The organism is Microlunatus phosphovorus NM-1 (assembly GCF_000270245.1).
GTDB lineage: Bacteria > Actinomycetota > Actinomycetes > Propionibacteriales > Propionibacteriaceae > Microlunatus > Microlunatus phosphovorus.
Window position 1 is genome coordinate 497,952 of record NC_015635.1, and the last position, 26,029, is coordinate 523,980.

General features: G+C 68.0%; 24 protein-coding genes. 9 read left to right on the plus strand and 15 right to left on the minus strand.

Going from position 1 to position 26,029, the window contains the following annotated elements; genetic code table 11:
• Positions 1 to 81 precede the first annotated feature (81 nt).
• From MLP_RS02125 to MLP_RS02145, 5 genes are all read left to right on the plus strand, one after another.
• Positions 82 to 630: a mycothiol transferase gene (locus MLP_RS02125; RefSeq protein ID WP_013861350.1), complete on the plus strand. Its 549-nt coding sequence runs from the start codon at positions 82 to 84 to the stop codon at positions 628 to 630.
• Complete coding sequence (locus tag MLP_RS02130) at positions 627 to 1,391, plus strand: class I SAM-dependent methyltransferase (protein ID WP_013861351.1); 765 nt, start codon at positions 627 to 629, stop codon at positions 1,389 to 1,391. Before MLP_RS02125 ends, MLP_RS02130 begins: the two co-directional genes overlap by 4 nt.
• Positions 1,392 to 1,427: 36 nt before the next feature.
• On the plus strand, positions 1,428 to 2,291 hold the full coding sequence (gene purU / locus MLP_RS02135) for a formyltetrahydrofolate deformylase (RefSeq protein ID WP_013861352.1): 864 nt from the start codon (positions 1,428 to 1,430) through the stop codon (positions 2,289 to 2,291).
• A 79-nt stretch (positions 2,292 to 2,370) separates the two neighbouring features.
• The gene (locus MLP_RS02140) at positions 2,371 to 4,848 is read left to right on the plus strand and encodes a GcvT family protein (RefSeq protein WP_013861353.1); all 2,478 of its coding nucleotides are present in this window, start codon (positions 2,371 to 2,373) and stop codon (positions 4,846 to 4,848) included.
• A gap of 5 nt (positions 4,849 to 4,853) precedes the next feature.
• Positions 4,854 to 5,480, plus strand: a complete 627-nt coding sequence (locus MLP_RS02145) for a TetR/AcrR family transcriptional regulator (RefSeq protein ID WP_013861354.1) — start codon at positions 4,854 to 4,856, stop codon at positions 5,478 to 5,480.
• Positions 5,481 to 5,584: 104 nt separating this feature from the next.
• Here MLP_RS02145 and MLP_RS02150 read toward each other — a convergent pair whose 3' ends face one another.
• Together MLP_RS02150 and MLP_RS02155 are read right to left on the minus strand one after the other, a co-directional pair.
• Complete coding sequence (locus MLP_RS02150; RefSeq protein ID WP_013861355.1) at positions 5,585 to 6,709, minus strand: hypothetical protein; 1,125 nt, start codon at positions 6,707 to 6,709, stop codon at positions 5,585 to 5,587.
• Positions 6,700 to 7,572 (minus strand): hypothetical protein, encoded by an 873-nt coding sequence (locus tag MLP_RS02155; protein ID WP_013861356.1) that lies wholly within the window; start codon positions 7,570 to 7,572, stop codon positions 6,700 to 6,702. Before MLP_RS02155 ends, MLP_RS02150 begins: the two co-directional genes overlap by 10 nt.
• A 361-nt stretch (positions 7,573 to 7,933) precedes the next feature.
• Here MLP_RS02155 and MLP_RS02160 point away from each other — a divergent pair, with 361 nt between their 5' ends.
• Positions 7,934 to 9,643: an ATP-binding protein gene (locus tag MLP_RS02160; protein ID WP_049804429.1), complete on the plus strand. Its 1,710-nt coding sequence runs from the start codon at positions 7,934 to 7,936 to the stop codon at positions 9,641 to 9,643.
• 10 nt (positions 9,644 to 9,653) lie between these two features.
• On the plus strand, positions 9,654 to 11,840 hold the full coding sequence (gene treS, locus MLP_RS02165; RefSeq protein ID WP_041790933.1) for a maltose alpha-D-glucosyltransferase: 2,187 nt from the start codon (positions 9,654 to 9,656) through the stop codon (positions 11,838 to 11,840).
• On the opposite strand, the gene MLP_RS02170 is transcribed toward treS, so the two are convergent.
• The 3 genes from MLP_RS02170 to MLP_RS02180 are packed head-to-tail and all read right to left on the minus strand — an operon-like array spanning position 11,787 to position 16,155.
• On the minus strand, positions 11,787 to 12,410 hold the full coding sequence (locus MLP_RS02170) for a TetR/AcrR family transcriptional regulator (protein WP_013861359.1): 624 nt from the start codon (positions 12,408 to 12,410) through the stop codon (positions 11,787 to 11,789). The two genes, treS and MLP_RS02170, sit on opposite strands and share 54 nt — an antisense overlap.
• On the minus strand, positions 12,407 to 14,776 hold the full coding sequence (locus MLP_RS02175; protein WP_013861360.1) for a PEP/pyruvate-binding domain-containing protein: 2,370 nt from the start codon (positions 14,774 to 14,776) through the stop codon (positions 12,407 to 12,409). The genes MLP_RS02170 and MLP_RS02175 overlap by 4 nt, the downstream gene beginning before the upstream one ends.
• Positions 14,773 to 16,155, minus strand: coding sequence for an MFS transporter (locus tag MLP_RS02180; RefSeq protein WP_013861361.1), 1,383 nt, complete (start codon positions 16,153 to 16,155; stop codon positions 14,773 to 14,775). Before MLP_RS02180 ends, MLP_RS02175 begins: the two co-directional genes overlap by 4 nt.
• A gap of 147 nt (positions 16,156 to 16,302) precedes the next feature.
• Here MLP_RS02180 and MLP_RS02185 point away from each other — a divergent pair, with 147 nt between their 5' ends.
• Complete coding sequence (locus MLP_RS02185; protein ID WP_013861362.1) at positions 16,303 to 17,307, plus strand: zinc-binding alcohol dehydrogenase family protein; 1,005 nt, start codon at positions 16,303 to 16,305, stop codon at positions 17,305 to 17,307.
• 131 nt (positions 17,308 to 17,438) lie between these two features.
• Here MLP_RS02185 and MLP_RS29170 read toward each other — a convergent pair whose 3' ends face one another.
• Together MLP_RS29170 and MLP_RS02195 are read right to left on the minus strand one after the other, a co-directional pair.
• Positions 17,439 to 18,056: a TetR family transcriptional regulator gene (locus MLP_RS29170; RefSeq protein ID WP_013861363.1), complete on the minus strand. Its 618-nt coding sequence runs from the start codon at positions 18,054 to 18,056 to the stop codon at positions 17,439 to 17,441.
• Positions 18,057 to 18,059: 3 nt separating this feature from the next.
• Entirely contained in the window at positions 18,060 to 18,485 is a 426-nt protein-coding gene (locus MLP_RS02195) for a hypothetical protein (RefSeq protein ID WP_070100515.1), read from the minus strand.
• A gap of 133 nt (positions 18,486 to 18,618) precedes the next feature.
• Here MLP_RS02195 and MLP_RS02200 point away from each other — a divergent pair, with 133 nt between their 5' ends.
• On the plus strand, positions 18,619 to 19,158 hold the full coding sequence (locus MLP_RS02200; RefSeq protein WP_013861365.1) for an RNA polymerase sigma factor: 540 nt from the start codon (positions 18,619 to 18,621) through the stop codon (positions 19,156 to 19,158).
• 68 nt (positions 19,159 to 19,226) lie between these two features.
• Here the strand turns inward: MLP_RS02200 and MLP_RS25935 are convergent, their stop codons facing one another.
• Genes MLP_RS25935 through MLP_RS02240 form a run of 8 tightly spaced genes read right to left on the minus strand, consistent with a single transcriptional unit; the run spans position 19,227 to position 26,022 of the window.
• Positions 19,227 to 19,784 (minus strand): HD domain-containing protein, encoded by a 558-nt coding sequence (locus tag MLP_RS25935; RefSeq protein ID WP_013861366.1) that lies wholly within the window; start codon positions 19,782 to 19,784, stop codon positions 19,227 to 19,229.
• A complete protein-coding gene (locus MLP_RS02210) occupies positions 19,777 to 20,307 on the minus strand; it encodes a flavin reductase family protein (protein ID WP_013861367.1) in 531 nt (176 codons plus the stop codon). Before MLP_RS02210 ends, MLP_RS25935 begins: the two co-directional genes overlap by 8 nt.
• On the minus strand, positions 20,304 to 20,783 hold the full coding sequence (locus MLP_RS02215; protein ID WP_013861368.1) for an SRPBCC family protein: 480 nt from the start codon (positions 20,781 to 20,783) through the stop codon (positions 20,304 to 20,306). Before MLP_RS02215 ends, MLP_RS02210 begins: the two co-directional genes overlap by 4 nt.
• On the minus strand, positions 20,780 to 22,087 hold the full coding sequence (locus MLP_RS02220) for an aspartate aminotransferase family protein (RefSeq protein WP_041790946.1): 1,308 nt from the start codon (positions 22,085 to 22,087) through the stop codon (positions 20,780 to 20,782). Before MLP_RS02220 ends, MLP_RS02215 begins: the two co-directional genes overlap by 4 nt.
• Before the next feature lie 2 nt (positions 22,088 to 22,089).
• Positions 22,090 to 23,211 carry an SDR family oxidoreductase gene (locus tag MLP_RS02225; RefSeq protein WP_172641529.1) on the minus strand — a complete coding sequence of 374 codons (1,122 nt, stop codon included), beginning with the start codon at positions 23,209 to 23,211 and terminating at the stop codon, positions 22,090 to 22,092.
• An 8-nt stretch (positions 23,212 to 23,219) separates the two neighbouring features.
• Complete coding sequence (locus MLP_RS02230) at positions 23,220 to 24,365, minus strand: acyl-CoA dehydrogenase family protein (RefSeq protein WP_013861371.1); 1,146 nt, start codon at positions 24,363 to 24,365, stop codon at positions 23,220 to 23,222.
• A 57-nt stretch (positions 24,366 to 24,422) separates the two neighbouring features.
• Positions 24,423 to 25,460 carry a bifunctional lysylphosphatidylglycerol flippase/synthetase MprF gene (locus MLP_RS02235; RefSeq protein ID WP_013861372.1) on the minus strand — a complete coding sequence of 346 codons (1,038 nt, stop codon included), beginning with the start codon at positions 25,458 to 25,460 and terminating at the stop codon, positions 24,423 to 24,425.
• Complete coding sequence (locus tag MLP_RS02240; RefSeq protein WP_013861373.1) at positions 25,453 to 26,022, minus strand: hypothetical protein; 570 nt, start codon at positions 26,020 to 26,022, stop codon at positions 25,453 to 25,455. The genes MLP_RS02235 and MLP_RS02240 overlap by 8 nt, the downstream gene beginning before the upstream one ends.
• Positions 26,023 to 26,029: the final 7 nt, after the last annotated feature.

A 26,029-nucleotide genomic window follows, 5' to 3' on the forward strand; every position in this document is an offset into this window, starting at 1 on the left:
TGCGCAGTCGCAGCAAATGGTGCGAAGTCGTGCCGGGGCTTGGCGGAACCACCTGGCGGGGCGGGGAGTAGCGTCCGATATGTGAGTGACATCGAAGCTGCCCGGGCCCTGCTGGTCGACGGTTTCGGCCGGATCCGAGAGAGCGTGGCGGATCTGACGACCGGCTTGACCGACGAGACCGCCTGGTGGCGGCCTGATGAGGGGGCCAACTCGATCGCCTGGCTGCTCTGGCACCTGATCAGGGTGGAGGACGACCACATCAGCGATCTCGCGGGTGCACCGCAGAGCTGGCCGCAGTTCCGCGATGAGGCTGGGCTGCCGCTGGAACCCGACGACACCGGCTATGGGCACACCGCGGAGCAGGTCGCGGCTGTTCGGGTGTCCGCCGATCTGCTCGATCGCTACCATGCGGCCGTGCACCTGGCCGTTCTCGACTATCTGGGAGCGCTCACCGAGGCTGAGCTGCAACGGATCGTCGACCATCGGTGGGACCCACCGGTCACCGCAGCCGTACGGTTGGTCAGCGTGCTGGACGACTGCGCCCGGCACGTGGGTCAGGCCGAGTACGTCCGAGGACTCGCCGACCGGCGTAACAAGGCATGGACCGATCCGGAGGCAGCACAACGATGACCAATCCGACCCAAGACCTGGCGAGCCGGGTCGAGCATCGGTTCTACGGCGATCTCGCGCCCTGGTGGCCGCTCATCTCCCCGCCGGGGGAGTACGCGGAAGAGGCCGGGTTCGCCGCTGACCTGTTGTCGGCCGGTGGTCAGACGCGGACCGTGCTCGAACTCGGCAGCGGTGGGGGCCACCTGGCGAGTCACCTGGCTGATCGGTTCGGCCTCACCCTGGTCGACTTGTCCGAGCCGATGCTGGCGGTATCCCGGGCACTCAACCCGACGGCCACTCATCATCAAGGCGACATGCGGACAGTACGGCTCGACGAGCAGTTCGACGCGGTGCTGATCCATGACGCGATCGACTACATGACCACCGAGGACGACCTGCGGGCGGCGATCGAGACCGCGTACGCGCATGTCCGGCCAGGTGGCATCGCGGTCCTGGTGCCCGATGACGTGGCGGAGAGCTTCGAGCAACGCACCGCGCACGGCGGCTCCGATGCTGCCGATGGCCGGGCTGTCCGCTACCTGGAGTGGTCCTGGGATCCGGATCCGAGCGACTCCTGGACGATCACCACCTACACGTTCGTGCTGCGCGATGCCGATGGTGTGGTGGAGACCGCCCACGAGACCCATCGGCTCGGGCTCTTTCCGCGCGACACCTGGCTGCGGCTGCTGACCGAGGCTGGGTTCAAGGCCAGCGCCCACAACGAGTTGCCCACCGGGAACGACCATCCTCGGACCTGGTTCGTGGGGCGCCGACCAGCCTGATTGACGCGACAATAATAAGCTATTATTGTCGCCCCTATGTCGCCAGATGTGGTCGAAGAGGTCATCCTGTCGTTGAGCTGCCCCGACCGTCCGGGGATCGTGCACGCCGTCACGGGCTACATCATGGAGCGCGGCGGCGACATCGTGGACAGCCAGCAGTTCGGCGATCGCGCCAGTGGTCGCTTCTTCATGCGGGTGCACATGCGGTTCGCCGAGCTTGCCGACCTCGGCGGTTTGCGGGAGAGCTTCACCGCAGTTGCCGAACGCCTGGCGATGGAGTGGTCGCTGACCAGCGTCGATCATCGGCCCCGAGTCATGCTGATGGTGTCCCGGTTCGGGCACTGCCTGAATGATCTGCTGTTTCGTTGGCACTCGGGGCAACTGCACATCGACATCCCCCTGATCGTGTCCAACCACACCGATCTGGAGCCGCTGGCCAAGACGTACGGCATTCCCTTCGTCCATCTCCCGATCACCCGGGCCACCAAGCCGGAGGCTGAGGCTCGGCTGCTGAGCCTGATCGAGGAGAACGGCGTCGAGCTGGTCGTGCTGGCCCGCTATATGCAGATCCTGTCCGATGATCTCTGCCGGCAGCTTGCCGGCCGGGCGATCAACATCCACCACTCGTTCCTGCCTGGCTTCAAGGGCGCGAAGCCCTACCACCAGGCGTACGAGCGGGGCGTCAAGCTGGTTGGCGCGACTGCCCACTACGTCACCGCTGACTTGGACGAGGGCCCGATCATCGAGCAGGAGGTCCACCGGGTCAGCCATGCGCTGTCGGCCGATGAGCTCGTGGTGGCCGGTCGGGACGCGGAGTGCATCGCCCTGGCGCGCGCGGTCCAGTGGCACGCCGAACGGCGGGTCCTGCTCAACGGTAGTCGCACGGTCATCTTCCGCTGATCGCGGCCAGCGTCGCACCTTGTCAGAGCCGTTTAGCGGCGAATATCACCGGCCGCAGTGTCGCTACTGAAAGAAGCTCATGGACCGTCTCGTCGACACCAACCTCTCCGCCACCTCCTTCGCGGCCGATGCCCAGGACCGGATCCTGCCGACCCGGGCGCGGACGGTGATCATTGGCGGCGGCATCATCGGGGCCAGCGCGGCCTATCACCTCGCTGCCGCGGGCGACAGCGACGTCCTGCTGCTCGACCGTCACATTCTCGGCAGTGGGACGACCTGGCATGCCGCCGGGCTGACCGCCGCACTGTGGGCCACGCCGGTGCTGACCGACCTGGCTGGGTACGGCGTCCAGACCTATGAACGGCTGCAGGCCAACAGCGGAATCGATGTCTCCTTCACTCAATCAGGGTCGCTGCTGCTCGCGCGTACACCGGGGCGGATGGACGAGATCCGCTACACGGCGGCGCTCGCCCGGCAGAAGGGGGTGCCGGTCGAGTTCCTGAGCCCGGCGGAGGTGGTCCAGTGCTGGCCGTTGGCCTCGAATGAGCGGCTGCTCGGCGGTCTGCTCCATCCGATGGACGGCTATCTCAACCCGGGACTGGCCGCGGTGGCGCTGGCGAAGCTCGCGTACGAGCAGGGTGTGACGATCCGCGAGGACGTCGAGGTGACCGGCTTCCGGCAACTCGACGGCGCTGTCGTCGGGGTCCACACGAGTCTCGGCGATGTTGAGTGCGAACGCGTTTTGTTGGCTGCCGGGTTGTGGACCCGCGACCTGGCCGCGCTGGCCGGCGCGAGTGTGCCGCTCTATGCCGCCGAGCATGTGCATGTCCGCACGGCGCCGATCGATGGGGCCGTGCCGAGCTTGCCGGTGCTGCGGGATCTGGACGGCTATTTCTACATCCGGCCGGAGAGCGGACGGCTGCTGGTCGGGGCCTTCGAGCCGGAGGGGATCTCCCGGTCGGTGGGCCAGATCGATCCCGGCGGCTTCGCTCGATTCCCACCGGCGTGGGACCATTTTGCTCCGGTGCGCAAGCTGGCGGAACAGCGCGTACCGGTCCTGCGGGACAGCACGTACGAGCGGTTCCTGAACGCGCCGGAGTCGTTCACCCCGGACGCCAACTTCTGCCTGGGCGAGACCGCCGAGGTCGCCAATCTCTACATCGCGGCCGGGTTCAACTCCCAGGGCATCATCTTCGGCCCAGGCGCCGGCCGGGCCGTTGCCGAGTGGATCATCACCGGCGCCCCGACGTTCGACGTCTCATCGGTCGACGTGCAGCGCTTCGCCCGGCAGCAGAGCAATCGACGCTATCTGCATGCCCGCACAGTCGAGGGGCTCGGCCGGCTCTATGCCATGCACTGGCCACACCTGCAGCCGGTGACCGCCCGCAACGTACGGCGCAGTCCGCTGCACGATCGGGTGGCGCAGGGGAATGCCTGCTTCGGCGAGACCACCGGCTGGGAGCGGGCGAACTGGTTCGCGCCGGCCGGCGCCGAACCGCGCTATGAGTACAGCTACGGCCGGCAGAACTGGTTCGACGTGGTCGGCGAGGAGCACCGGGCGGTTCGCGAAAGTGTCGGACTGTTCGACCTGAGCAGTTTCACCAAGATCGAGGTTGCCGGTCCCGACGCGCTCGCCGTGTTGCAGCAGTCTTGCACCGCCAACATCGATCTGGCGATCGGCCGGGTTCGCTACACCCTGGTGCTCAACTCCGCTGGGGGAATCGAGCTCGACGGCACCGTGGTGCGACTCGACGAGCACCGGTTCTGGGTGATCACGGCAGCGGCCGCCCAGCACAAGACGCTGGGCATGCTGCGCCGACTGAGCCAGGGCCGAGCCGTCGGAGTGTTCGACGCCACCGCGGGCTACGCCACGATCGGGGTGATGGGCCCGCGCAGCCGTGAGCTGATGAGTCGGATCTCACCCGCCGACTGGTCGAACGAGGCCCAGCCCTACACCCATGCGCGCGAGGTCGAGATCGCCGACGGGTATGCCTGGGCGTTGCGGATCGGCTTCGTCGGCGAACTCGGCTATGAGCTGTATCCGCCGGCCGACCAGGCGGTGAACGTCTACGACGCATTGCTGGCGGCCGGCGCCGATCTCGGCGTGCGCCGGGCCGGCTACCTGGCACTCGACTCGCTGCGCAGTGAGAAGGGATATCGCCACCTCGGGCATGACATCGGCCCGGCGGACGACCCGTACGAGGCAGGTCTGGGCTTCGCGGTGTCGACCAAGAAGCCGGACCGCTTCATCGGCCGCGATGCGCTGGAGAAGCGGGCCGAGCAGCCCCGGGAGCGTCGTGCGGTGTATGTCGCGTTGCGCGATCCCGAGGGACTTTTCGTCCACGACGAGTCGATTCTGCTGGATGGCGAGATCGTCGGCCGACTCACCAGCGGCAGCTACGGCTACACGCTCGGGCGGGCCTGCGGGATTGGTTTCGTCCGCGCCGAGGTGCTGGCGGACGGTGAGTTCACTGTCGACTGCGGTGGGATCGAGTACACGGCCGAGGTGTCCGCGACGCCGTTCTACGACCCGACGAACATCCGGCTCAAGAGCTGAGGCCTATGGTGAGCCCGAGTGTTGGTGCTGGTGCAGGCGGTCCTCGTGACGATCTCGTCGAGGAGCGCCGGGCCGCGATCATGGCCGCCGCTGAGCAACTGCTCGCCGTGCACGGATTCGATGCCATGCGACTGCGGGACGTGGCCCAGCAGGCCAGGGTCTCGATCGGACTCATCCAGCACTACTTCAACACCCGAGACGAACTGCTCTTCGAGACGATGCGCACGGCGAGCCGGCGCCGAGCCCAGCAGTGGGTCAGGCTGGCCACCGGTGCAGCCAACGCGGGCGAGAAGATCACCGGTCTGCTGGAAGGGGCGATCAGCGATCCGCATCGCTGCGTGATCTGGCTGGAGACCTGCGCCGCCTCGACCCGTCATCCAGAGCTCCGGTCTGACGTACAGCTGACTCAGCAGGCGTGGCGGGAGGCGATCCAGGCGGCCATCGAGGAGGGCCTGGCGACTGGCGAGTTGGCACCGGTCGTGCCAACCGACGATCTCGTCCTGCTGCTCATCAGCCTGATCGACGGTCTGATGCTTGCCACCGTCACCGAGGACAACGGCGACACCAGCCAGGCCGAACGGACCAGAGTGCTGCGGGAGACAGCGCAGCGGCTGCTGGGGATGCCTGGGTGATGCCGGTGTTGGCTGCATACGTGCGGAAAAGTGGCCCCGATCGGGCGATGTAGCGGCCTGCCCGGGCCGATTCGGCCTAATCGGGGCGAGTTTGACGCACGCTCCTATCGGGAGGCCGGCAGGTCGTGTACCCACAGCTTTCGAGCTGCCTCCTTGCCGACGACCAGATAGAGCCGAGATCCGATGAGCGCGGCCGACTGCACCGCGCCGTCGGGCGCGGTGTAGAACCGCCAGGTCCCGTCGTGTCCAACGAGGAGCCGCCCTGCCCCTTCTGGACTGGCGACGACCACCACCCGGTCGGCGCTCAGCAGCACCTTGGCGGCATCGGTGTCCTCGGCGGGGAGGTCGGGGAGCTCGGCGAGTCCATCCGCGGACCACACCGCCAGGCGCCCGTCGCGGATCCCGGCCGACCAGCAGGTCTGTGCGCAGGCCGTCGACCACGCCTCACTTCGCTGCCCAGGGTCCGGCAGTGGAGACAGCGACCAGGTCCCGTCGACCTCGCGCCAGGTGGCCGCCGACTGGTGTACGCCGTTTGTCAGGTCGAGGAGCGATCCGCTGACGCTCACCGACCCGTCATCCTGCTGGTCGACGAAGCGCGGCGAGACCTGGCGAGTTGCCGTGTTCCGCAGCACTGGTGGACTTGGTTGGCGTATCCACCGGGTGCCGTCTGCGCGCCACACCGCGCCGTCGAGCCCATGGGCGCCCTGCCAGGTGCCGACCACCAGCGGTCCTTGCGCGTCGACCACGACACCGAGCAGCGTGCCGACATCCCAGCCGCCGAAGGTCCAAAACGTCTGCTCCCGGTCGACCAACCCAGCGGCGGTGCCGGTCCAGACCGTCCAGCGAATGTTCGCGTGAGCGCCGCCGCGGGCAGCGCCGAGGGCGGTGATCGCCCCGTCGTCGGTGCTGATCGACGTCAGCTCGGCGATCTCCCCGTACGACGTGGTGGGTGTCAGCCGCACCACCGAGGTGGCCGCATCGCTCCCATCGGTCGGCATTCTCACCAGCATCGGCGACCTGGCCCCGTTCGTGACCCGGGATCCGCCGATGAGCAGAGCACCATCGCCGTCATGGATCACCGTCGTAGGCGCCATGCTGCCCGGCAGCGCGAGCTGCTGCCATCCCTCGAGCTTCTCCGGGGTGTCGGGAGGGGCCGAGCATGCCGAGAGCGCCATGGTCAGGCCCAGCAGGACGGCGGTTGCCCGCAGCTGCCACATCCTCAGCGGCATGGCTGGGGGTCGTGGCCGGCGACGTACTCCTTGCTCGCTTTGACGAATCCGTCAGGGCACACCACGCCGCCGAGGTAGACCGCGTCGTAGGCCTTCTCCGGCAGCTTGGCGCTCACCCGATAGCCGGGCTGGTCGTGGGCCGGGATTTCGATCTCTTCACGTTCACCGTCGGCGAGGACGGTCAGCCGGAACCGCACCTCGCAGGACTGGCGCGCTGTCGACGCGGTCGCGATGAGAACTTGCTGCTCACCCTGAGCCAACGAGATCGTGCGGGCGGGGAAGAACGCGGTCGGCCAACCGTCAGAGCCGCGGTAGGTCCCGGCGCCGCCACCGTCGAGATCGAAGTCGATCCGCACCGAGTCATCGCTTCCCGCGGGCGGGTCCTTGAACAAGGCGCCGGCCAACGGCGTGGTGCAGGTGGCCGCTGGAACCATGTCGATGATGCGTACCGGGTCCTTGCGGTTGCCGGCCAGGACGAATTGGGCGAGTACGGTGCCGACCGGGACCCCACCTCTCGCCTCCAACCAGGCCGTCGGATCGGATTGGTCGTTCAGCGTGGCCAGATCGTCCTTGCCGAACGACGTGCTGGCAGGGAAGACGACAGAATCTCCGACTTCGTCCGAGTGGAACGCGCTGGCATCGAGCACCTCGACCGCTGGACCATGCTGGACGATCGGGTCGAGGAGGCGGTTGAAGGTCGGCACCAGCGCATTGGTGAGCGTTGCTCCCAGAGCAGCGACCACGATGCCGGTGAGCCAGACGATCGGCCGGCGTGCCAGCGACCGTGCGGCCCTCGGTGATGTCGACGCCGATGCGGGCGGCTCGGACGGTTTCTGGTCCGGCGGGTTCTGCTCGCGAGCCATGATCCCTCCCGCCGCCGAGCGTAGCGGCGCTCGGCCCGGCGGGGGAGTGGTTCGCCGGGACTGGATGAATACCGATGAAGCTGGTAGCGAACTGGCGGCTCGCGTCTACTCACGGTACGCAAAGTGTCACCGAACGGTACAGAAGTGTCACTTTATGTGACAATCTCGACTGGGCGGCGGCTGTCTTTTGTACTTCAGGCGGGTGAAGGTGGGTGGCTGCACGGGTAAATCTCGGCGGTTCGAACGATAATCTACAAAAAGTTACAGTATCACTGTAACTTCGGTGTAGCATGCAGCTATGGCTTGGTCTGGCGACGAACTACAAGATCTGATTTTGGCTCTCCGTCAACATGGCGGCGACATGACCGAGGTTGAGGTCAAGCTCGGGTCTGGGGGCTGTCCCCAACTCGGGCCGACGCTGTGCGCTTTCGGCAACATGCCTAATGGCGGGACGGTTCTCGTGGGCTTGGACGAACACCATGATTTTGCGGTCGTCGGCGTAGCCGATCCATCCCTGATCGAGGCCGGCATCGCTGCCCAGGCCCGAACTGCCGTGGTGCCACCGGTTCAGGTCTCCTTTGAGGAAGCTGACGTCGACGATGTCACTTTAGTGATCGCCACGGTCTACCCGATCCCCTCCAATCACCGTCCTTGCCGTCACCAGGGTCGCGCGTACCTGCGCCAAGCCGATGGTGACTACGTGATGAGCGAGCAGGAGATTCAGCAGATTCTCGCGATGCGGGAGCGTCCACGCCATGATGCCGTGGTCGTGGATGCGACGTCGCTCGCGGACCTTGAATCCGATCTTTTGGGTCCTTTCCTCACCCAGGCTCGGGCCACTTCGCGCCGGCTGGCCGATCAGCCGGATGCTGAGGTCCTGCGGCGCAAAGGGGTGCTCGCGCCGGATGGAACTCGATTGACTCTGGCCGGGCTCTACGCATTGGGTAGCTATCCGCAGGAGTTTGAGCCAAGTCTGTCGATCACGGCTGCTGTTCAGTTGGACTCGCGGGACGGTGAGCGTACGCGGGACCTCGTGCACCTTGACGGGCCCTTGCCGGCACTGCTTGATTCTGCGATGGAATGGGTGCTCCGAAACACTCAGACTACGGTCCGATTCGATCTGGACGGGCACGGGCGTGACGTTGCCGAGATCCCGATGGTCGCCGTGCGTGAGCTCATCGCCAATGCGCTCGTGCACCGGGACTTGGGAGCACATACCCAGGGCAAACGGGTAGAGATCAGACTGACTGGCGAAACTCTCATCATCACGAATCCCGGTGGTCTCTACGGGGTCAGTCGCGAGCAGTTGGGCAAGCCCGGCGGCAAATCGGCGGTCAACGAGTTCCTGTACGACATCTGCAAGCTGACTCGTACCCCCAGTGGGTCGCGGGTCATCGAGGGCGAAGGCGGAGGAATCCGCGAAGTGCAGCGCGAGCTTCGAGCCGCGAATATGCGACCTCCGACCTTCATAGACGCGGGCGTCAGATTCACGGTTCTGTTGCCGCGACATTCCCTTCTGCCTCCCCCCGACGTGAGGTGGCTCGGCAGCGTGGATCCTGACGGAGATCTGACTGACGTACAACGGCGGATCCTGGTCGGGATGAGACATGGCGAGCAGTGGACCAACAGCCGAGTGCGCGAGGAGTTCGCTCCGATCGACTCGCGGGAGGCGCGTGCGAGCCTTCAGGATCTGGTTACGCGTGGCCTCGCGGTGGCTAGTGGTGAGCGAGGACAGACCTCGTACGGGGCTCTTGCAGAGGGCCGCGTGGATGATCTCGAACAGGTGCCGCGGGTTGTCATCAAGAGCCCGAGTGGAGGAGACCCGCAGTCGGGTGAACAAGACTCGCTCTTTGACACCTCGCAACCATTGGCCGAGTTGAGTCGCAACGCACCGGACGTCTGGGTCGCGCTCGAAAGCGGTCCACGGACGGCAGTCGCGCTGTCCGATGAGACTGGCTTGTCGCTCCGTCAGGTTCGGTACGCGTTAGGGGCGTTGGTGGAGTCCGGACGCGTCGCCGTCGATGGTGGACAAGGTCGACCTGGCACGACCTACCGTCGAACCCGCGGCTAGCGTTGGCCAGGTGACCGACCATGAGCCGAGTGAGATTAGCTACGACGAGCAGTTCTATCCGGCCCGACCACGCCGGCTGCGTCCTCGTGCTCGGCTCCGGCTGTTCACGCGTCGGCCCAAGGAGCAGATCGGCAAGCCGGTCGGTGACAACGAGCACTACGTCTCCTGGCTGACCGACCAGTCGATGCTCGCCGACGCGACCGAGTTCGCGCGCAAATTCGCCGGCCAGGGCAGCATGTGGCAGAACCCGTTCGCCAACCCGGACCCACGGGCCGCGATCGAGAAGACCTCGGTGTGGTTCACCGCGTACCCGATTTCCATGATCACCAAGCCGGGCACTTCCTTTCTCGGCACGCTCGGTGACCCCGAGCTGTGGAGTGCCTTCCAGGCCATCGGGATCGATGGTCTGCACACCGGACCGGTGAAGAAGGCCGGTGGGCTGGACGGCTGGAACGCGACCCCCAGCGTCGACGGCCACTTCGACCGGATCAGCACCCAGATCGACGACCTGTTCGGCACCGAGGACGAGTTCCGAGCGATGTGCGAGGTCGCCACGGTGCACGACGGCACGGTGATCGATGACATCGTCCCTGGTCACACCGGCAAGGGCGCCGACTTCCGGTTGGCGGAGATGAAGGTCGGCGATTATCCGGGCATCTTCCACATGGTCGAGATCCCCGAGGACGACTGGAAACTGTTGCCGCGCGTGCCACGCGGTCGAGACTCGGTCAACCTCGACGCCGACGCCGAGCGGCGGCTGCAGCAGGCCGGCTACATCATCGGTCGGCTGCAACGGGTGATCTTCTACGACCCCGGCATCAAGGACACCAACTGGAGCGCCACGGCTCCGGTCCTCGGGCCGGATGGCGTCGAGCGGCGCTGGGTCTATCTGCACTACTTCAAGGAGGGCCAGCCGTCCATCAACTGGCTCGATCCATCCTTTGCCGGGATGCGGCTGGTGATCGGCGATGCGCTGCACTCGCTCGGGGACCTCGGCAGCGGGGCACTGCGGTTGGATGCCAACGGTTTCCTCGGCGTGGAGCGCAACACCGACGACTCGCCGGCCTGGTCCGAGGGCCATCCGCTGTCGGAAGCGGCCAACCAGCTGATCGCCAGCATGGTCCGCAAGGTGGGTGGTTTTACCTTCCAGGAGCTCAACCTGTCCATCGACGACATCGCTCGCGGATCTGCGCGTGGGGCCGATCTGTCGTACGACTTCGTCACCCGGCCCGCCTATCACCACTCGCTGGCCACGGGGGACACCGAGTTCCTGCGGTTGACCATGCACCTGGCGGCCGGCCTCGGGGTGGAGCCCGTTTCGCTGGTGCATGCGCTGCAGAACCACGACGAGATGACCTATGAGCTGGTGCACTTCGCCGCGGTGCACTCAGCCGAGCTGTTCACCTTCCGGGGGGAGGAGATCACCGGTTCGGCGCTGGCCGAGCTCATCCGCAGTGAGCTGATCGAGCGGCTGACGGGGGAGGCCGGGCCGTACAACGCGACCTTCACTCAGAACGGCATCGCGTCCACCACGGCGACGATCATCGCTGCGTCGCTGGGCATCACCGAGATCGACGATCTGTCGGTCGACCAGGTCGAGTCGATCAAGAACGCGCACCTGCTGCTGGCCATGTTCAATGCCTGGCAGCCGGGCGTCTTCGCCTTGTCCGGATGGGATCTGGTCGGTGCCTTGACCCTCGACCGCAAGCAGGTCGCCGCGCTCGTCGCCTCCGGCGACACCCGCTGGATCCACCGGTCGGCGTACGACCTGATGGACTATCGCCCCGATGCGACCGAGTCGACCTCGAAGATGCCTCGCGGTCGGAGTCTGTATGGCACGCTGCCCGACCAGCTGGCCGATCCCGACTCCTTCGCCTCGAAACTGGCCGCGATCCTGCGGGTCCGCAGCCAGTTCGGGCTGGCGACCGGGACCCAGCTGGACGTGCCTCGGGTGTCGCATCGTTCGATGCTGGTGATGGTGCATCAGCTCGACATCGGCAAGCAGATCACGGTGCTCAACTTCTCTGCCGAGCCCATCTCGGGCACGGTACGGTCCAAGCATCTGCCGCCCGGGTCCGTTGTGGTGGACATGGTCAGCGGCATTCAGGTGGGCGAGGTCGATGACCTGTACAGCTTCGCCATCTCACTCGACCCGCACGAAGGGCTCACGCTGCTGGTCGGCGAGCCCGATGAGTAGCGGCAGCGCCACCTCGTCGACGATGCCGACGATGATGTCGTCGGGGATCGGCGCGCCGGCGAAGAGGAATTGTTGGCGCAGCATGGCCGGCCCGGCGTCCAGCCGACGAGGCGTCACGGCGTTGGCGTCGACCTCGCCGCGGTCCACCGCACGCTGCACGACCGTCTCCAGCGCCCGTCGTGCGCTGTGCTGTGAGCGGCTCCGGATCTCCAAGGTGCGAGCTGGATCGGGCAGCACTTCCGCCAGCAGACCGCGGAGAGCCTCGCCGGCGGGCCCGGCCAGGACCTCGGCGATCGCCCGGAACAGGCTGATCAGGTCGCCGCGGAGGTCGCCGGTGTCGGGCGCATCGCTGGCGTCTGGCATCAGGGCATGGGCCAAGTCGGCGACCAACTCGGCACGGCTCGGCCAGCGGCTGTACACAGAGGCCTTGCTGGCCCGTGCTCGCTGCGCGACGCGCTCCATGCTCAGGTTCCCGTAGCCGACCTCGGTCAGCTCTGCCAAGGCGGCCTCGCGGATCGCCTCTTCCAAGACGATTCCCCGTCGCCGCGGCCCGCTTCGGTGGTCGATCATCGCAGCGGCTCCTGGTCCAGCACGAGGCCGGCGCCACCATCGACCACCACTCGCTGGCCGTCACTGAGCTGTCGTGTTCCGGTCACAGTGCCCATGATCGTCGGTAGCCCGTACTCACGGGCCACGATCGCCGCGTGCGATCCGGGCCCACCGGTATCCACCACGACGGCTGCGGCGCGACTGAACAACGGCGTCCACGCGGGATTTGTGTAGGGGCAGACCAAGATCTCACCTGGCAGCAGGCTCGTGAACTCTTCGGGTCCGCGGATGACACGCACCGGTCCGCTGGCGCGTCCGCCGCCAGCGGGTGTGCCGCGCACCAGGGCCCCCTCCGTTGATGGCTTCCCGGAGACCAGGCCAGGATCGATCAGCGGTACGCCGGTCATCTCCTCGCGTTTGGCGGCGCGGGCCCGCATCAGGTCGCGCAGCGTTGTCCGGGCATCCTGATCGAGCGCGTTCAGGTTGGGAATCGACTCCAGCTCGGCCAAGCGCAGGTGGTAGACGTCCTCGGGCTCGTCGAGCACCCCCGCGCCGACCAGTCGACGGCCGATCTCCAACAGCGCTGCTCGGAGGATCGGCAGGGGCCGAATGAACTCGGCGTGGCTGTCTTCCCGGAATCCCATCCCGGCTCGCGCGGCCGCAGCCCACTGCCCGACCCGGCCACTCAGGCGTTCCCCTTCGGATCTGGTCGGCTGCGCCGGCGCGGTTGCGGCGGCCTGTGCGATCACCAGCTGCAGGACCATCTCCGGACACTCGGCCCAGGTGGGCTGACTCGCGAGGATGGGGCTCACCGTCTCCCGATGCCCGTACGTGCTGAGGTAGTCCTCGAATGCGGTCGCGAACTCGGGAAACTCGCCCAATCCGTCCAGTCCGCCGGTCAGTGCGTCGCGCAGATCAGGATCGTCACGAACCCGCGCGGCCAGCATCTCGAGCCCCCGATTGGCCTGGGCGGTCAGCGTGTCGGCTCCAACGATCAGCGGACCGAGGAGGCTGCGGTGGCGCAGCACGATGAGCGCGAGGTAGAGCCGGGCGACCGCGAGGGCTGCGCCCGGCAGGTAGTCGATCCGGAGCTCGAAGACGGGATCGATCCGACTCATCGCCGCGTGGGGCAGCCGGACGAGTTCCGGCCAGTCCAGCACCGTCGGGTCGCGTCGGGCGAGGTCGTCAACGGCGGCCCGGAACTCGGCGTACCGCGGATCTTCCCGCCACCGAGCCGGGTCATAGTGCGCCGCACGCCGCAGCAATCGGTAGGGGGCACGCAGGATGCCGAGCGTGAGCTGTGGAGACGGGGGGACGAAGCGGGTCACCACGCCCTCCTCCTCGATCAGCAGGCGGTCGAAGAGATCCTGGACACCGACGAAGCGGGTGAGCCTGGCCATCCAGCCGACCGGTCCGTGCGGAATCCAGGTCGTCATGTCGATCGGGTACGGCCGGACCGGCAGCATCTCCAGGACCACCGCGGCAAGCTTGCGCTGGAGTCTGCCCAACCGGACTGGCGGGGGCGGTAGGGCGGTCATCGATCGCGTCTGGACGATCGACACACGATCGCCCACGATGGCCCACTCGATGTCCTGCGAACCGCCGAAGTGCCGGGTCACGTCCCGAGCGACGGAGGCCAGCTTCCGGAGGCGGTCATCGGACAGCAGCCGGCCGGTGGAGTCGGTGCTGGCCTCCAACAGCTGGCCGGCCAGATCCAGCAGATAGTGGTCCGGTGTGACGGAGCCCGAGACCACCGCGTCGCCGAGACCGCGGCCGGCGTCGATCGAGATCTGGTCCCGAGCTCCGGTCACCGGGTTGGCGGTGAACATCACGCCCGCGACCTCGGCGGGCACCATCACCTGCATGACGACGGCGATCCGCACTTCAGCCGGCGCAATCCGGCGCCGTCGCCGGTAGGCGACGGCGCGCTCGGACCACAGCGATGCCCAGCATCGGCGGGTGGCGTCGATGACCTGGGGCAGGCCGACCACGTCCAGTTCGCTGTCCTGTTGCCCGGCGAACGTCGCCCCCGGCAGATCCTCCGCGGTCGCGCTCGATCGAACGGCCACCGGGCCACTCCCCAGTCGTGCGTACGCGGTCGCGATCTGCTCTGCCAATCCGGGTGGCAGGTCGATGCCTGCCACCCGGTTGCGGAATTCCTCCGGGTCGTTCTCGGCGGCATCTGGCACAGACAGCCTGGCATCCTCCAACGCGGCGCCGTATGCATCGGTGGTGATCACGAACCCGTCGGGGACATCGATGGCGGCTTTGATCAGCTCGCCCAAGTTGGCGGCCTTGCCGCCGACCAGCGGAAGGTCGGCGGCACCGACCTTCGACAGCGGCAACACCCAGCAGTGACTGGGTCGGGCAGACCTCGGGGTGGTCATGGCGTCTCCTTCACGTACGCGGTCTCGCGGAGCGGCAAGACGGGGAGGGCGAGGGTGAGAACGAAGGCCAGTGCCAGCACTGGTGCCATGGAGCCCAGCATGATCGGCATGCGAGTGGCCAGGGTCGCGGCCGTTGCCGCGCCAGTCGGAATCACCGCGGTGCCGACCACAGCCACCCCGAGCGAGGCGCCGATCTGGCGCAGGAAGGTCACCGACGAGGTAGCGACGCCCAGATCGGCGTGGTCGGTGGCATTCTGGGCGACAAGCACCATCACCTGCATCACCAGTCCGATGCCGACGCCGATCATCACCAGCACGATCGGCAGTGCTGGGACGGAGCCTCGGGCGAGGACCAGAGCAAGCGCGGCCATCCCGAGCGCTGCGAGCGCGGTCCCAACGACCGGATACAGCTTGTAGTGGCCGGTGCGGGTGATCAGGCGTCCGGATCCGACCGTACCGATCAGCACGCCCGCCAGCAGCGCGGTCAACAGCAAGCCGGCCTTCGCGGCGCCGGCTCCGGTAATGACCTGAAGGTAGGTCGGCAGATAGCCGATCACTCCGAACAGTGCAAAGCCGATCAGGAAGCTCACCGCCACGGGGATGGTGAAGCCGCGCTGTCGGAACAGCCGCAGCGGCAGGACGGGGTCGGCTGCTCTGCGGGCGGCGAGCAACCAGATGATCAGACCGATGACGGCCGGCGCGGTGAAGACCAGTTGTCGTGTCGCGCCGATCAGGACCAGACCGGCGACGGCAACAGCCAGGCCGAGCGCGCCCGCGTAGTCGATGCGGAGGTGGTTCTTCGGACGTGGCAATCGGAGCGTGAGACCGACGGTGACCACAGCCATCAGCCCGAGCGGGACGTAGCAGGCGAAGATCGCCCGCCAACCCCAGAGCTCGATGACGAGCCCACCGAGCAGTGGCCCGCCGACGGCTGCGACCACGTACACCGCACCGATGTAGCCCAGATAGCGGCCGCGCTCGCGGGGGCTGATGATTTCGCCGATGATCGCTTGAACGCCGACCGAGAGCCCGCCTCCACCCAGCCCTTGCACGGCACGGAAACCGGCGAGTTGAACCATCGAATGAGCGAATCCGCAGGCGATCGCCCCGACGACGAACAGGGTGATGGCGCCGAGCAGGGCCGGCTTGCGGCCGAATCGATCTCCCAGTTTGCCCTGGATCGGCATCGTCATGGTGGCGGCCAGGAGGTACGCCGTGACGACGAGCGGGATCCGATCCAGGCCGCCCAGGTCATCCGCCACGGCGGGTAGCGCAGGGGTGAGGGCGGTCATGTCGACGGCACCCAGGAACATCGCGAGCAGCAGGCCCGGCAGTTGGGCCCGGACCGACCGTGTCCTGCGTACAGGGGCTGAGGCCATGGCGACGTCCTTAATAGAGAACGATACGTACTCTATCATCGAGTCTGCTCGGTAGGCGGTCAAGGGAGGGCATCCGATGTTCGGAATCCTCACCCGTACCGGAGCCCTCTCCGGACGGTGGCCTGTTCTGGGTGATTTGATCAACCCATGCGCGCAGTCGGATACACGAAGACTGGTGGCCCCGAGGTGCTCACCGATGTGACCATCGAGGAGCCCACGCCGGGTCCGCGGGATCTGCTGGTTGAGGTCCATGCCGTGTCGGTCAATCCGGTCGACACCAAGATCAGGGTGCGAGAGAACCCGCCGCCGGGTGGCGTACGAGTCCTCGGCTGGGACGCGGTCGGCATCGTGCGGGCGGTCGGGTCGCAGGTCACGATGTTCCAGCCGGGTGATCGGGTCTGGTACGCGGGTGCCGTCACCCGTCAAGGCTGCGACAGCGAACTGCACGTCGTCGACGAACGTATCGTCGCTCGCGCGCCGGACAGCCTCGACGACGGCGATGCCGCCGCGTTGCCGCTGACCACGATCACCGCCTGGGAACTGTTGTTCGACCGGCTCGGCGTGCCACGCGATGGCGGCGAGGGCCAGACCCTGCTCGTGGTCGGTGCCGCCGGCGGTGTCGGCTCGATCCTGGTGCAGTTGGCCGCAAAGCTCACCGGTCTTACCGTGATCGGCACCGCCTCCCGGCCCGAGACGCGGGATTGGGTGACGGCGATGGGTGCCGACCACGTGGTGAACCACCACGACCTGGCGGCCAGTCTCGCCGCTGCCGGTTTCGCATCGGTCGACTACATCGCCACCCTCACGCAGACCAAGCGGCATCTGGCCACCTACGTGGACGTCATCGCTCCGCAGGGCAGGATCGGGGTGATCGACGACCCGGGCGTCCTCGACATCGTGCCGTTCAAGGGGAAGTCGGTGTCGGTGCACTGGGAGTCGATGTTCACCAGGTCAACCTTCGACACCGCCGACATCACCGCCCAGCACGACCTGCTCACCGAGGTGGCGGTGCTCGTCGACGCAGGCGTCCTGCGCACCACCCGCCAGCGCTCCGCTGGCCCGATCACTGCGGACACCGTTCGGGCGGCGCATGAGCTCCAGCAAAGCGGCACCGCCATCGGCAAGACCGTCTTGGTGGGCTGGCCGGCTTAGTTGGCGCGTCCGCACAGTCTGACCGTCGCCGAGAAGGAGCAGCCCACCTCGAGAAGGAGCGGTTGCAGGTCAATTCGGCGATTTCGGATGTGACTGCTCCTTGTCGATGACGATGCGTGGAATGGAGAGAATTACTCGGGCCTGCCCAACCCGGCCAGGAACCGCAGCACGAGGCCGACGGCCTCCTGTTGGGTCTCGGCACGCTGCTCCAAGGGCGCGTGGGCAACCAGGTCGGCGGCCTCGTGCAGGCAGGCGTACAGCAGTTGGGTCAGCATGTCGGTGACCTCGACGGCGATCACCCCGGCCTCCGCCAGGGCCTGCAGGTGCTCCTTGATCACCTGCAGAGTGTTCGCCTGGTCCAGCTCACGCCACCGCTGCCAGCCGAGGGCGATCGGGCCCTGCTCCATCACGATGCTGCGAAACGGCTCGGCAGTGCAGAGCTGGAGGAACGTCGTCAGCGCCGTCGCCGCACGCTCGACCGGATCGTCACCGGTGGTCGCGCTGCGGAGCTCCGCCACGCAGGTGGTGAGCTGGTCGAGCATGACCTCCTCGAAGAGCGCCTGCTTGTTCTCGAAGTGGTGATAGACCGCTCCGCGGGTCACCATGGCCTCGCGCCCGATGTCGGTGAGTGAGGTCGCCAGGTAGCCCTGAGTGCTGAAGCAGACGGCCGCGGACTGCAACAGGTCGCGGCGAGTCTGCAGCGCGTACTGGTCGCGGCGGGTCAGGCCCGGCGTCAGCGGGGTCTGCATCGACTATCGGGGCTCCCGGTCTCGACGGCGCCGAGGGCTCAGCACCAGCCCGACGATGAGCAGCGGCAACGCGACCAGGTCGATCGTCGCGACCCGAGCGATCTCGGCAGTCGTGGGCTCGGCCTTGGTCAACAACACGAACACCACGTTACTCAGCAGTCCGGCGATCAGCGCCGGCCTGCGCCAGTCGGCTCGGAAGGCAGCCAGCACCAAGAACAGCCCGAGCATCGCCAGCAGCAGGGCGCGATGACGAAGCAGGACGAGCACGCTCTCGTCCGACCCGGTGACGCCGTACAGGTCGGCCAGCCGCTCCGGCCCGAGGAGCCCGGCACCGGGGATCAGGTTGAGCGCGCCGACGATCAACAGCACAGCGGCGACGACGGCCGTACGCGGTTCGCTCAGCCCGATCAGCGCAGCACTCCTGCTCATGATCATCTTCGATCCTTCCGCCACTTGGACATCCGTCGGATGTATCTGTCGACGGATCCCTGCCCTCCTGATTGGCACTCAGATGCTATCCGTATCTGACATACAGTGTGAATCTGAATGAGCAGGGAGTGCGATGAACCAGGAGTTGCCGCGGCTGGCGGGCCCCACCACGATCGCCGTCACCGTGACCCGGCCGCATAGTCCGGAGCGCTGGGCATTGCTGGTGCCGCACCGTGATCGGCTGATCCGGATCGCGCGGGGCAAGCTCTCCGATGGGCACGAGGCGGAGGACTGCGTGCACGACTCGCTGATCCGGGCGCTCGGATTCGCGGGCCTGGAGTCGGAGCGAGTGGGCGCCTTCCTCACCACGGTGGTGGTCCGCCTGTGCGCCGACCGGCATCGAGCGCGCGCCCGAGATCGGCGGACCGCCCCGCGACTGTGGGTCGCCGGTCATGACGAGTTCGAGGAAGGCGTCTGCGATCGCGTCCTCGGTGCTCAACTGCATGCCCAGCTGGCGGATCTGTCTCCTCGCGAGCGAGACGTGCTGCGTGCTCGGGCCGAGGGCTACAGCGTGCGCGAGACCGCAGAGCGACTGCAGATCAGTCTCAAGGCGGCGGAGAGCGCCTTCACCCGCGGCCGGGCGAAGATGCTGGTCCTCGCCGAGGCCGCCTGAGCCCTCCGCCGACACCTGAGTTGCCCCTATCGACACCTGAGTTGCCCTGCCGGCACCCCTTGAGCCGTCTAGCGGACGAGATCACGCAGGCATCCGCCGCCGACCCGCAGCAACAGCCGAAGCGATTCGGGTGCGGAGTGAGGGAAGCGCAGACCACGCGCGACCGTACGGTCCGTGCGACTGCCTATTCCGACGGCGTCCAGCCAGGCGGCTCGCCGGAGCAGTCCTGCCTCCAGGGTCTCGTCGGCGCCGCCGCGCGGACGCAGATGACGGGCGACGGCCCAGCACCAGGGATCGGCGCGGTCCCTCCCGATCTCGTACTCGTCGCCGAGTTCGGCCAGCAGCGCAGCGGACCGGTCCGGAAAGCCCAGCCGTGACCAGCGATGCGACGCATCGGCCAGCAGCCCGAGGTCGTGCAGGGCGCAGGCCGCCACCAGCAGCGCCTGGTCGACCGGCCGATCGCCGGCTAGACCGCGAGCGAGCAGGACCATCCGCCGACTGTGCGTACGGATCTCCGCAGGTGCCTGATCGAGCTGGGTCAGAGCTGCTCGAGCGATCGGCCGGTCGCCGACCGGTACCGGGTCGAGCAGCGCGTCGCCCAGTTCACTGCCGCGACCCTCAGCCACGGGAGCTGCACCCGGCAGCAGGACGCAGACCGTGATAACCAGACCCGTGCCAGAGCAGCGGCGAACCTTCCTGCACCTCGGTCTCCTGCACCCGGCCGAGCACCAGCACCCGGTCACCGCAGGCGCGTTCCCATTCCACCGTGCAGACCGCTGAGGCGAGGGCATCGACCAGCTTCGGCAGCTCGCCGTCCCGGATCGTGATCCCGGCGAATCGGGCCCAGCCGGGACGCGGGCCGGCGAACCGCGCGGACAGTGCCTGCTGATCCTCGCCCAGCACGTTGATCACGAACCGGCCGCTCGTTCGCAGTGCGGCCAGCGTCTGTGAGTGAGGGGCCAAGGTGACGGCCATCAGCGGTGGCGTCAGGGACACCGCCGTGACCGAGCTCGCCGTCATACCCTGGGGGCCGCTGTCGCCCTGCGCGGTGATCACGGTGACCGAGGCGGCGAGCGCGCGATAGAGGTGACGGCAGTCCAGCAGGGCCTCTTCGGCAGCCGACGGGTCTTCGGCCACCGGGCTGGTCACGACCGTGCCCGGGAGAGCGATGGTTCGGCGATGACCACGTCGTCGAACAGCCCGGTCAGCACTGCGGTCATGTTGGCCCGCAGCGCCGACTCCGCGATCGGATCGACGAGCGGCGCCAACGACGGGATGCCGAGGTCCAGCTCGGCGGTGAAGATCATCAGCGACCCCTCGACATCCTCGGGACCGACCTCGCCGAGCACCTGCCAGCCGCCGGCGAACAGCTCGAGGTCGCCATCGATCTGCTCGAAGTCCAGCCGCAGTGCCGCCTCGTCGATGAAGTCTCGTTCCGTCCAGCACAGGATCCCACCGCGGAAGTCGACGCGCCAGATCGAGACCAAGTCCTCGCCGCGGCGTTCGGTCTGCACGCTGCGCACGCTCGGCGTCTGCTCCGGATACCGCTCGTAGTCGGCCAGCCGGCGAAATGCCTCGATCGGCTCGACCGGGCTCCAGCCCTCGACACGGACCTTGATGCTCATGAACGTCCCCCTGTGGTTGCCAGTTGTGGTGGTTCTGCTGGTGCGCTGGTGGATGGCCGCAACCGTGTCGCCACGGTCCGGGCCGCCCGGTCGACGGCCGCGACCGCGTACGCCTCCTCGGCCGGGGTCATGATCGCGGGCGGGGTGAAGCGCAGCACCCGGTGCTCGTTCAAGGATGTGCTGACCACGACTCCCTCGTGCAGCAGCTCCAACACCAGTTCGCCGACGACGCCGGGCTGGGCCAGCTCGACGCCGATCAGCAGCCCGCGACCGCGCACCTCGATCACCAACTCGCCGAGCCGATCGATCATGGTGCTCGCGATGCCCTCGGCGAGCCGGGCGCCGATCTCGTGTGCTCGCTCGACCAGGCCCTCTTCGGCAATGGTCTCCACGGCCGCCCGGGCGGCAGCGCAGGCGAGCGGCGAACCGGCGAAGGTCGAGCTGTGCAGGAACGGATCGGCATCGAACGGCGCGTACGCGGATCTGCTCGCGACGACGGCGGCCGCCGGCACCACGCCGCCGCTGAGTCCCTTGCCCACCAGGACGATGTCGGGCACCACTGCGTCGTGATCACCGCCCCACCAGAGGCCGGTGCGGCCCAGACCGGTCTGGATCTCGTCCACGATCAGCAGGGCGTGGTGGTGGCGACAGGCTGCGGCGATCTCGGCCAGGTAGCCGGGCGGCGGCACGATCACACCGGCCTCGCCTTGGATCGGCTCGATCACCACGCAGGCTTGCGGCCCGTGCTCGGCGATCGCGGTCAGTATCGCGGTGCGGTCACCGTACGGGACATGTGTGACGGGCAACAGCGGCATGAACGGGTCGCGATAGGTCGGGTTGCCGGTGACGCTGAGCGCTCCCAGCGTCTTGCCGTGGAAGCCGCCATGGGTGGCGATCACGATCCTGTGGCCCAGGGCCCGGGCCAGTTTGAGTGCGGTCTCGGTCGCTTCAGCTCCTGAGTTGACGAAGTGCACGTGGGGCAGTGAGCCTGGCGCGACCTTGCTGAGTGCTGCCGCCGCCGACGCGGTGACGGGTTCGAGCAGCACCCGGGTGGCCAGGGGGTGGCGGTCCAACTGGTCCTTCACCGCGGCGACCACTCGCGGATGCCGGTGGCCGTGCAGGAAGACGCCGTAGCCGCCGCAGTCCAGCAGCCGTCGGCCGTCGGCGGTGATCACCCAGGCCCCTTCGGAGGCCACCTCGCTCAGTCCGCCGGAGACCTGGCCGAACAGGGCTCGCCCGCGGCTGAGATGGCGACGATAGAGATCGATCAGCGTCCCGCTGTCGTTCCTGGTGGGGTCGTCCATGATCACGCCACCTCGCTGCGGCGGCCGAGCGCCATCGTGTCGGCCAGGAAGTCGAGCGAGGCGAACACCGACGACTCGATGGTGGCCTGATCGGGACCTGGGTCGCCGAGCTCGGTCGGCCAGCGCCGGGGGAAGCAGTGCTGGGATCCGAACAGACGCATCAGCTCCATCCCCTCCAGCATCTGCTTCAGCAGCCGTGGCGGGGCGCTCTGGCCGAAGGCCGGCAGCACCAGTCGCTCGACCATCTCCCGGGAGACGGTCCGTGGCCGATCCACCGCAAGGCCACGGTCCAGCGCGATCTCCATGCAGGCGTCGATCGTGGCGTCGATGGTGGTCGCCGCCGGTCCGGCGGTCAGCCACCACTGACTGCCGTCGGCCACCTCGCGACCGACTCCGGCCAGCGCCAGCCGGGCGACGGCACGGGCGACCAGATCCACCGGTACGCAATCGACCGACGCGGAGCCGTCGGCCGGCAGGAAGGGCAGTCGGCCGGTGATCATCCCGGCACACATCTGGTGCCAGCCCTGGAACTGGCTGATTGCGCCGGTCGCAGAGTCCCCGATCACGACCGACGGGCGGACGATCAGATGCGGCAAGCCGCTGCCGGCCACCGCCTCCTCGGCGGCGATCTTGGAACGCAGGTAGTGCTCCGGACTGCGGACTCGCAGCTCATCGGTGGCGGGTGACGCGGCGGCCGGTGACGCGGTTGACGATGCGGTGGCCGACGACGCGGCGGTGGCGAACTCTGCACCGCGGTCGACGAACGCGGTGCTCATATGCAGCAGGTCCGCGCCGGCGGCGGCCACCAGATCGAGGATCCGGTGAGTGCCGTCCCGATTGACCTGGTCGGAGGCGCCCGGCTCGCTGGTGAAGGCGGTCAGCGCGGCGCAGTGCAGCACGACGTCGGTTCGGCTGGCGAGGTCGGCCAGCGCCCGCTCGGGAAGGCCGAGCCCTGGTAGGGACAGGTCGCCGGTGAGCGTGCGTACGCCGGGCATGGTGACGCTCCGCCGGCGGGTCAGGCAGGTCAGGTCGGCGACCGGGCCGAGCTCGGCGGCGATCACCGAGCCGAGCACACCGCTGGCCCCGGTGAGCAGAATCTGTGGACGGTCGAAGGCGGTGGTCATCATCATCCTCAGTCGAAGGTCAGTGAGTGTCCGTCGTGCAGGCCGCGCAGGGCGGCGGCCGCGCGATTCCTGGCCGGTGGGTGGAAGGCGAGGCAGTGCAGGCTTGCCAGCCGGTGGGCGAGATCGGCGGAGCGGATGAACGCCATGCCGCCGAGCGCCTCCGCGCAGCTGGCCGCCAGTCGCGGCAGCGCCTCCTGCAGTTGGTAGCGGACCAGCAGCACCTCGCCGAGCAGGCTGTCGTCGAGCCGGCCCGCGGGGGTCGACAGACCGCGGTCGAGAGCATCCGCGATCGAGCCGAGCGCCGCCACGGTCGTCCGCAGCTGGGCCCAGCAGCGCACCACCTCGCTGTCCGGAGCCCGGACGTTTGCCAGCGCCTCCTCGACCAGACCGGCCGCGATCCCGGCATAGGAGGCCGTCATCAGCAGCTCGAACCAGATGAAGCCGAGCCGGTGGGTGGCGTCCAGCGCGCCACCCGGCACCATGGCGGTGCGGACTACCAGGGCGTCGGGCACCTCCACGTCGGTCAGCACGACGGCGTCGCTCTCGGCGCCCGCGAGCACCGGGCTGACCCAGAAGTCCTCGATCCGGACGCCCTCGGCGTTCGCCGGGACCAGGACGACGGCCAGCTCACGACGATCGGAGTCGTCATGGCGAACCTCCACGCTGGCGGTGAGCATGGTCATCGAGCGCGCCAGCGAGCATGGCTTCTTGGCTCCGCTGACCAGCAGCCCACCCTCGATCGGGCGGGCGGACATGGTCGGGCTCAGGATCCCCGAGCCCGGTCGGCCCTCGGCGAAACCGGACGCCAGCAGGTGCCGCTGAGTGGCGACCGCCTCGACCAGGACGGACTCCAGACCGGTCTCGCTGGCCCGGCCCAGCGCGAGCAGGCTCGCCAGCGAGAAGTGGTGCATCGTGGTGCCCACGGCAAGCGACCCGGAGCGGGAGCCGACCGCGTACTGGACTTCGACCGCTTCCCGAGCGGTCGCGCCGAGCCCGCCGGAGATCGTCGGCGCGAGCAGCCCCGGGCCGTCGGCGGCGCGGAACAGGTCGAGACCCGGCGAACCGGGCGATTCGAGTGCGGTACGGGGAATGCCGGCGAGCTTGTCGTCCAGGCCTGGCATCAGGCGGTCGAGGGTGGCACGTTCGGTCTGCATCGGGTCTCCTGCGTGGATGCTCGGCTGGGTGGTCAGCGGGTGGGCGTGGGGACGAGGTCAGAGCAGATTGGCGGCGCGCACCAGCGCTGCTACGCCACTTGGGCCGGGGCGGCCGGCGAACGCGAGATAGTCGGGCAACACCTCGAGGTCACCCCATTTGCGCTTGTAGTCGACCTGGCTGGCCGAGGGATAGATCCGTTGTCCACGGTCGGCCAACAGCCGGATCAGGCGGGCGACGCCTGCGCTGGCCCCCGGCAGCTCGTGGGCGGGATCGAGGCCGGTGAAGGGGGTGAACCCGAAGTGCCACCAGCACCCGGGCGTCTCGCCGAGCTGGTCGAGACTGTCGGCCACCAGCAGTTCCATCACTCCCGGTGGGGCCTCTCCGGACCGCCGACTCAGGTCGTGCAGCCAGCCCGGGCGGGACCCGAACACCTGGCTCAGACTCAGATAGCCCACGACGCGACCATCGAGTCGTCCGAGCACAAGTCGGCGGAGCGGCTCGGCCTGCCCGCCGAGGCGGCCGACCATGAATCGCAGCGGCTTGGCGTGCTTGCCGGCCAGCCATGCGGCGTCCAGGGCGTTCAACTGCTTCCGATCGTCCTCGCTCAGCTCGGCGAAGGTGGTGTGCTCGACCAGGACGCCGGCCCGCCGTGCCCGGGAGATCTTGTTCCGCAGCTGCATGAAGTGCCGGCCGCGGAGGCCGAAGCCGTCGACGGCGAGCGCGTACGAGGCGCCGAGCTGGTTCACGGTGCAGCCGAGTTGCCAGGCGTCGCGTGCATCACGTTGCTGGAGCTGCACCGCGAGCACCCGGCAGCGCTGCCGCTCGGCATCCGCGAGGAAGGCGCGCAGCAGCGGCAGCCGATCGGTCTCGGCAGCGTACGCGCCGCCGATCTGCAGCAGCCATCGCCCGTGGCGTCGGTAGGCGAGGAAGCCCTCGATGCCGGGGACCGTGAACGAGTGGGTGTCGTCGTCCAAGGCGAGGATCGCGCTCGGGTCGTCGGCGTACCGGCTGACCAGGTTCAGGAGGGCGGCGTCGAACGGCGGCCGTAGCGGAGCTTCGGCCGCTGGCGCGGTCGAGAGGGCGGACTCAGGCACGGGAACCCTCCAGCGACTGTTCCTGGTCGGCGGGTGCGGCGTGGTCGGCGGGGCCTGCGGGATCGACGGAGGCGGCCTGGTTGGTGTCCTCGTCGGATGGCTGCGGGACCCACGGCGTGGGACGCCTGGCGTAGCGCTCGGTGAAGTCGGCGAAGTCGGGATGCACCTGCGGCTCGAACGGAACCCCGAACGGCTTCAGGGAGTTCCCGAACAGTGCCCGATCCCCGAGCAGGTGCAGCGGCACGGCCAACATCGCCCACTGCCAGCCGAACAGCACTGTGGCGATCGTCAAGATCACCGTCCAGGTGAACAGGCAGTGCATCGAGTTGTAGAGCAGGTAGTAGATCTTGGCCACCGAGCCGTCGCTGCTGCGCCGGTGGGCGATCATGCCCGGCAGGTAGCCGATCACATCGATGATCAAGAACAGGCCGATGAACAGCGGCCAGTCGATGGCCGACCAGTGCATGATCGTCAATGCCGCGGCGAGCGCCAGGAAGCCGAACCATTCCAGTCGGGCCAGCCGGGCTGTGGTGGGGGTCTCGAAGGTGTTGCGTGCGTCCATGGTGATC

Excerpts from the sequence above, each read along its gene's own strand:
- MLP_RS29170 (WP_013861363.1), bottom strand. The coding sequence starts at position 18,056 with ATGCAGACCCCGCTGACGCCGGGCCTGACCCGCCGCGACCAGTACGCG.
- MLP_RS02220 (WP_041790946.1), bottom strand. The coding sequence starts at position 22,087 with ATGGACGACCCCACCAGGAACGACAGCGGGACGCTGATCGATCTCTAT.
- MLP_RS02150 (WP_013861355.1), bottom strand. The coding sequence starts at position 6,709 with ATGCCGCTGAGGATGTGGCAGCTGCGGGCAACCGCCGTCCTGCTGGGC.
- MLP_RS02185 (WP_013861362.1), top strand. The coding sequence starts at position 16,303 with ATGCGCGCAGTCGGATACACGAAGACTGGTGGCCCCGAGGTGCTCACC.
- purU (WP_013861352.1), top strand. The coding sequence starts at position 1,428 with ATGTCGCCAGATGTGGTCGAAGAGGTCATCCTGTCGTTGAGCTGCCCC.
- MLP_RS02130 (WP_013861351.1), top strand. The coding sequence starts at position 627 with ATGACCAATCCGACCCAAGACCTGGCGAGCCGGGTCGAGCATCGGTTC.
- MLP_RS02200 (WP_013861365.1), top strand. The coding sequence starts at position 18,619 with ATGAACCAGGAGTTGCCGCGGCTGGCGGGCCCCACCACGATCGCCGTC.
- MLP_RS02225 (WP_172641529.1), bottom strand. The coding sequence starts at position 23,211 with ATGACCACCGCCTTCGACCGTCCACAGATTCTGCTCACCGGGGCCAGC.
- MLP_RS02215 (WP_013861368.1), bottom strand. The coding sequence starts at position 20,783 with ATGAGCATCAAGGTCCGTGTCGAGGGCTGGAGCCCGGTCGAGCCGATC.
- MLP_RS02180 (WP_013861361.1), bottom strand. The coding sequence starts at position 16,155 with ATGGCCTCAGCCCCTGTACGCAGGACACGGTCGGTCCGGGCCCAACTG.
- MLP_RS02175 (WP_013861360.1), bottom strand. The coding sequence starts at position 14,776 with ATGACCACCCCGAGGTCTGCCCGACCCAGTCACTGCTGGGTGTTGCCG.
- MLP_RS02155 (WP_013861356.1), bottom strand. The coding sequence starts at position 7,572 with ATGGCTCGCGAGCAGAACCCGCCGGACCAGAAACCGTCCGAGCCGCCC.
- MLP_RS02160 (WP_049804429.1), top strand. The coding sequence starts at position 7,934 with ATGACCGAGGTTGAGGTCAAGCTCGGGTCTGGGGGCTGTCCCCAACTC.
- MLP_RS02140 (WP_013861353.1), top strand. The coding sequence starts at position 2,371 with ATGGACCGTCTCGTCGACACCAACCTCTCCGCCACCTCCTTCGCGGCC.
- MLP_RS02170 (WP_013861359.1), bottom strand. The coding sequence starts at position 12,410 with ATGATCGACCACCGAAGCGGGCCGCGGCGACGGGGAATCGTCTTGGAA.
- MLP_RS02240 (WP_013861373.1), bottom strand. The coding sequence starts at position 26,022 with ATGGACGCACGCAACACCTTCGAGACCCCCACCACAGCCCGGCTGGCC.
- MLP_RS02230 (WP_013861371.1), bottom strand. The coding sequence starts at position 24,365 with ATGCAGACCGAACGTGCCACCCTCGACCGCCTGATGCCAGGCCTGGAC.
- MLP_RS02145 (WP_013861354.1), top strand. The coding sequence starts at position 4,854 with ATGGTGAGCCCGAGTGTTGGTGCTGGTGCAGGCGGTCCTCGTGACGAT.
- MLP_RS02195 (WP_070100515.1), bottom strand. The coding sequence starts at position 18,485 with ATGAGCAGGAGTGCTGCGCTGATCGGGCTGAGCGAACCGCGTACGGCC.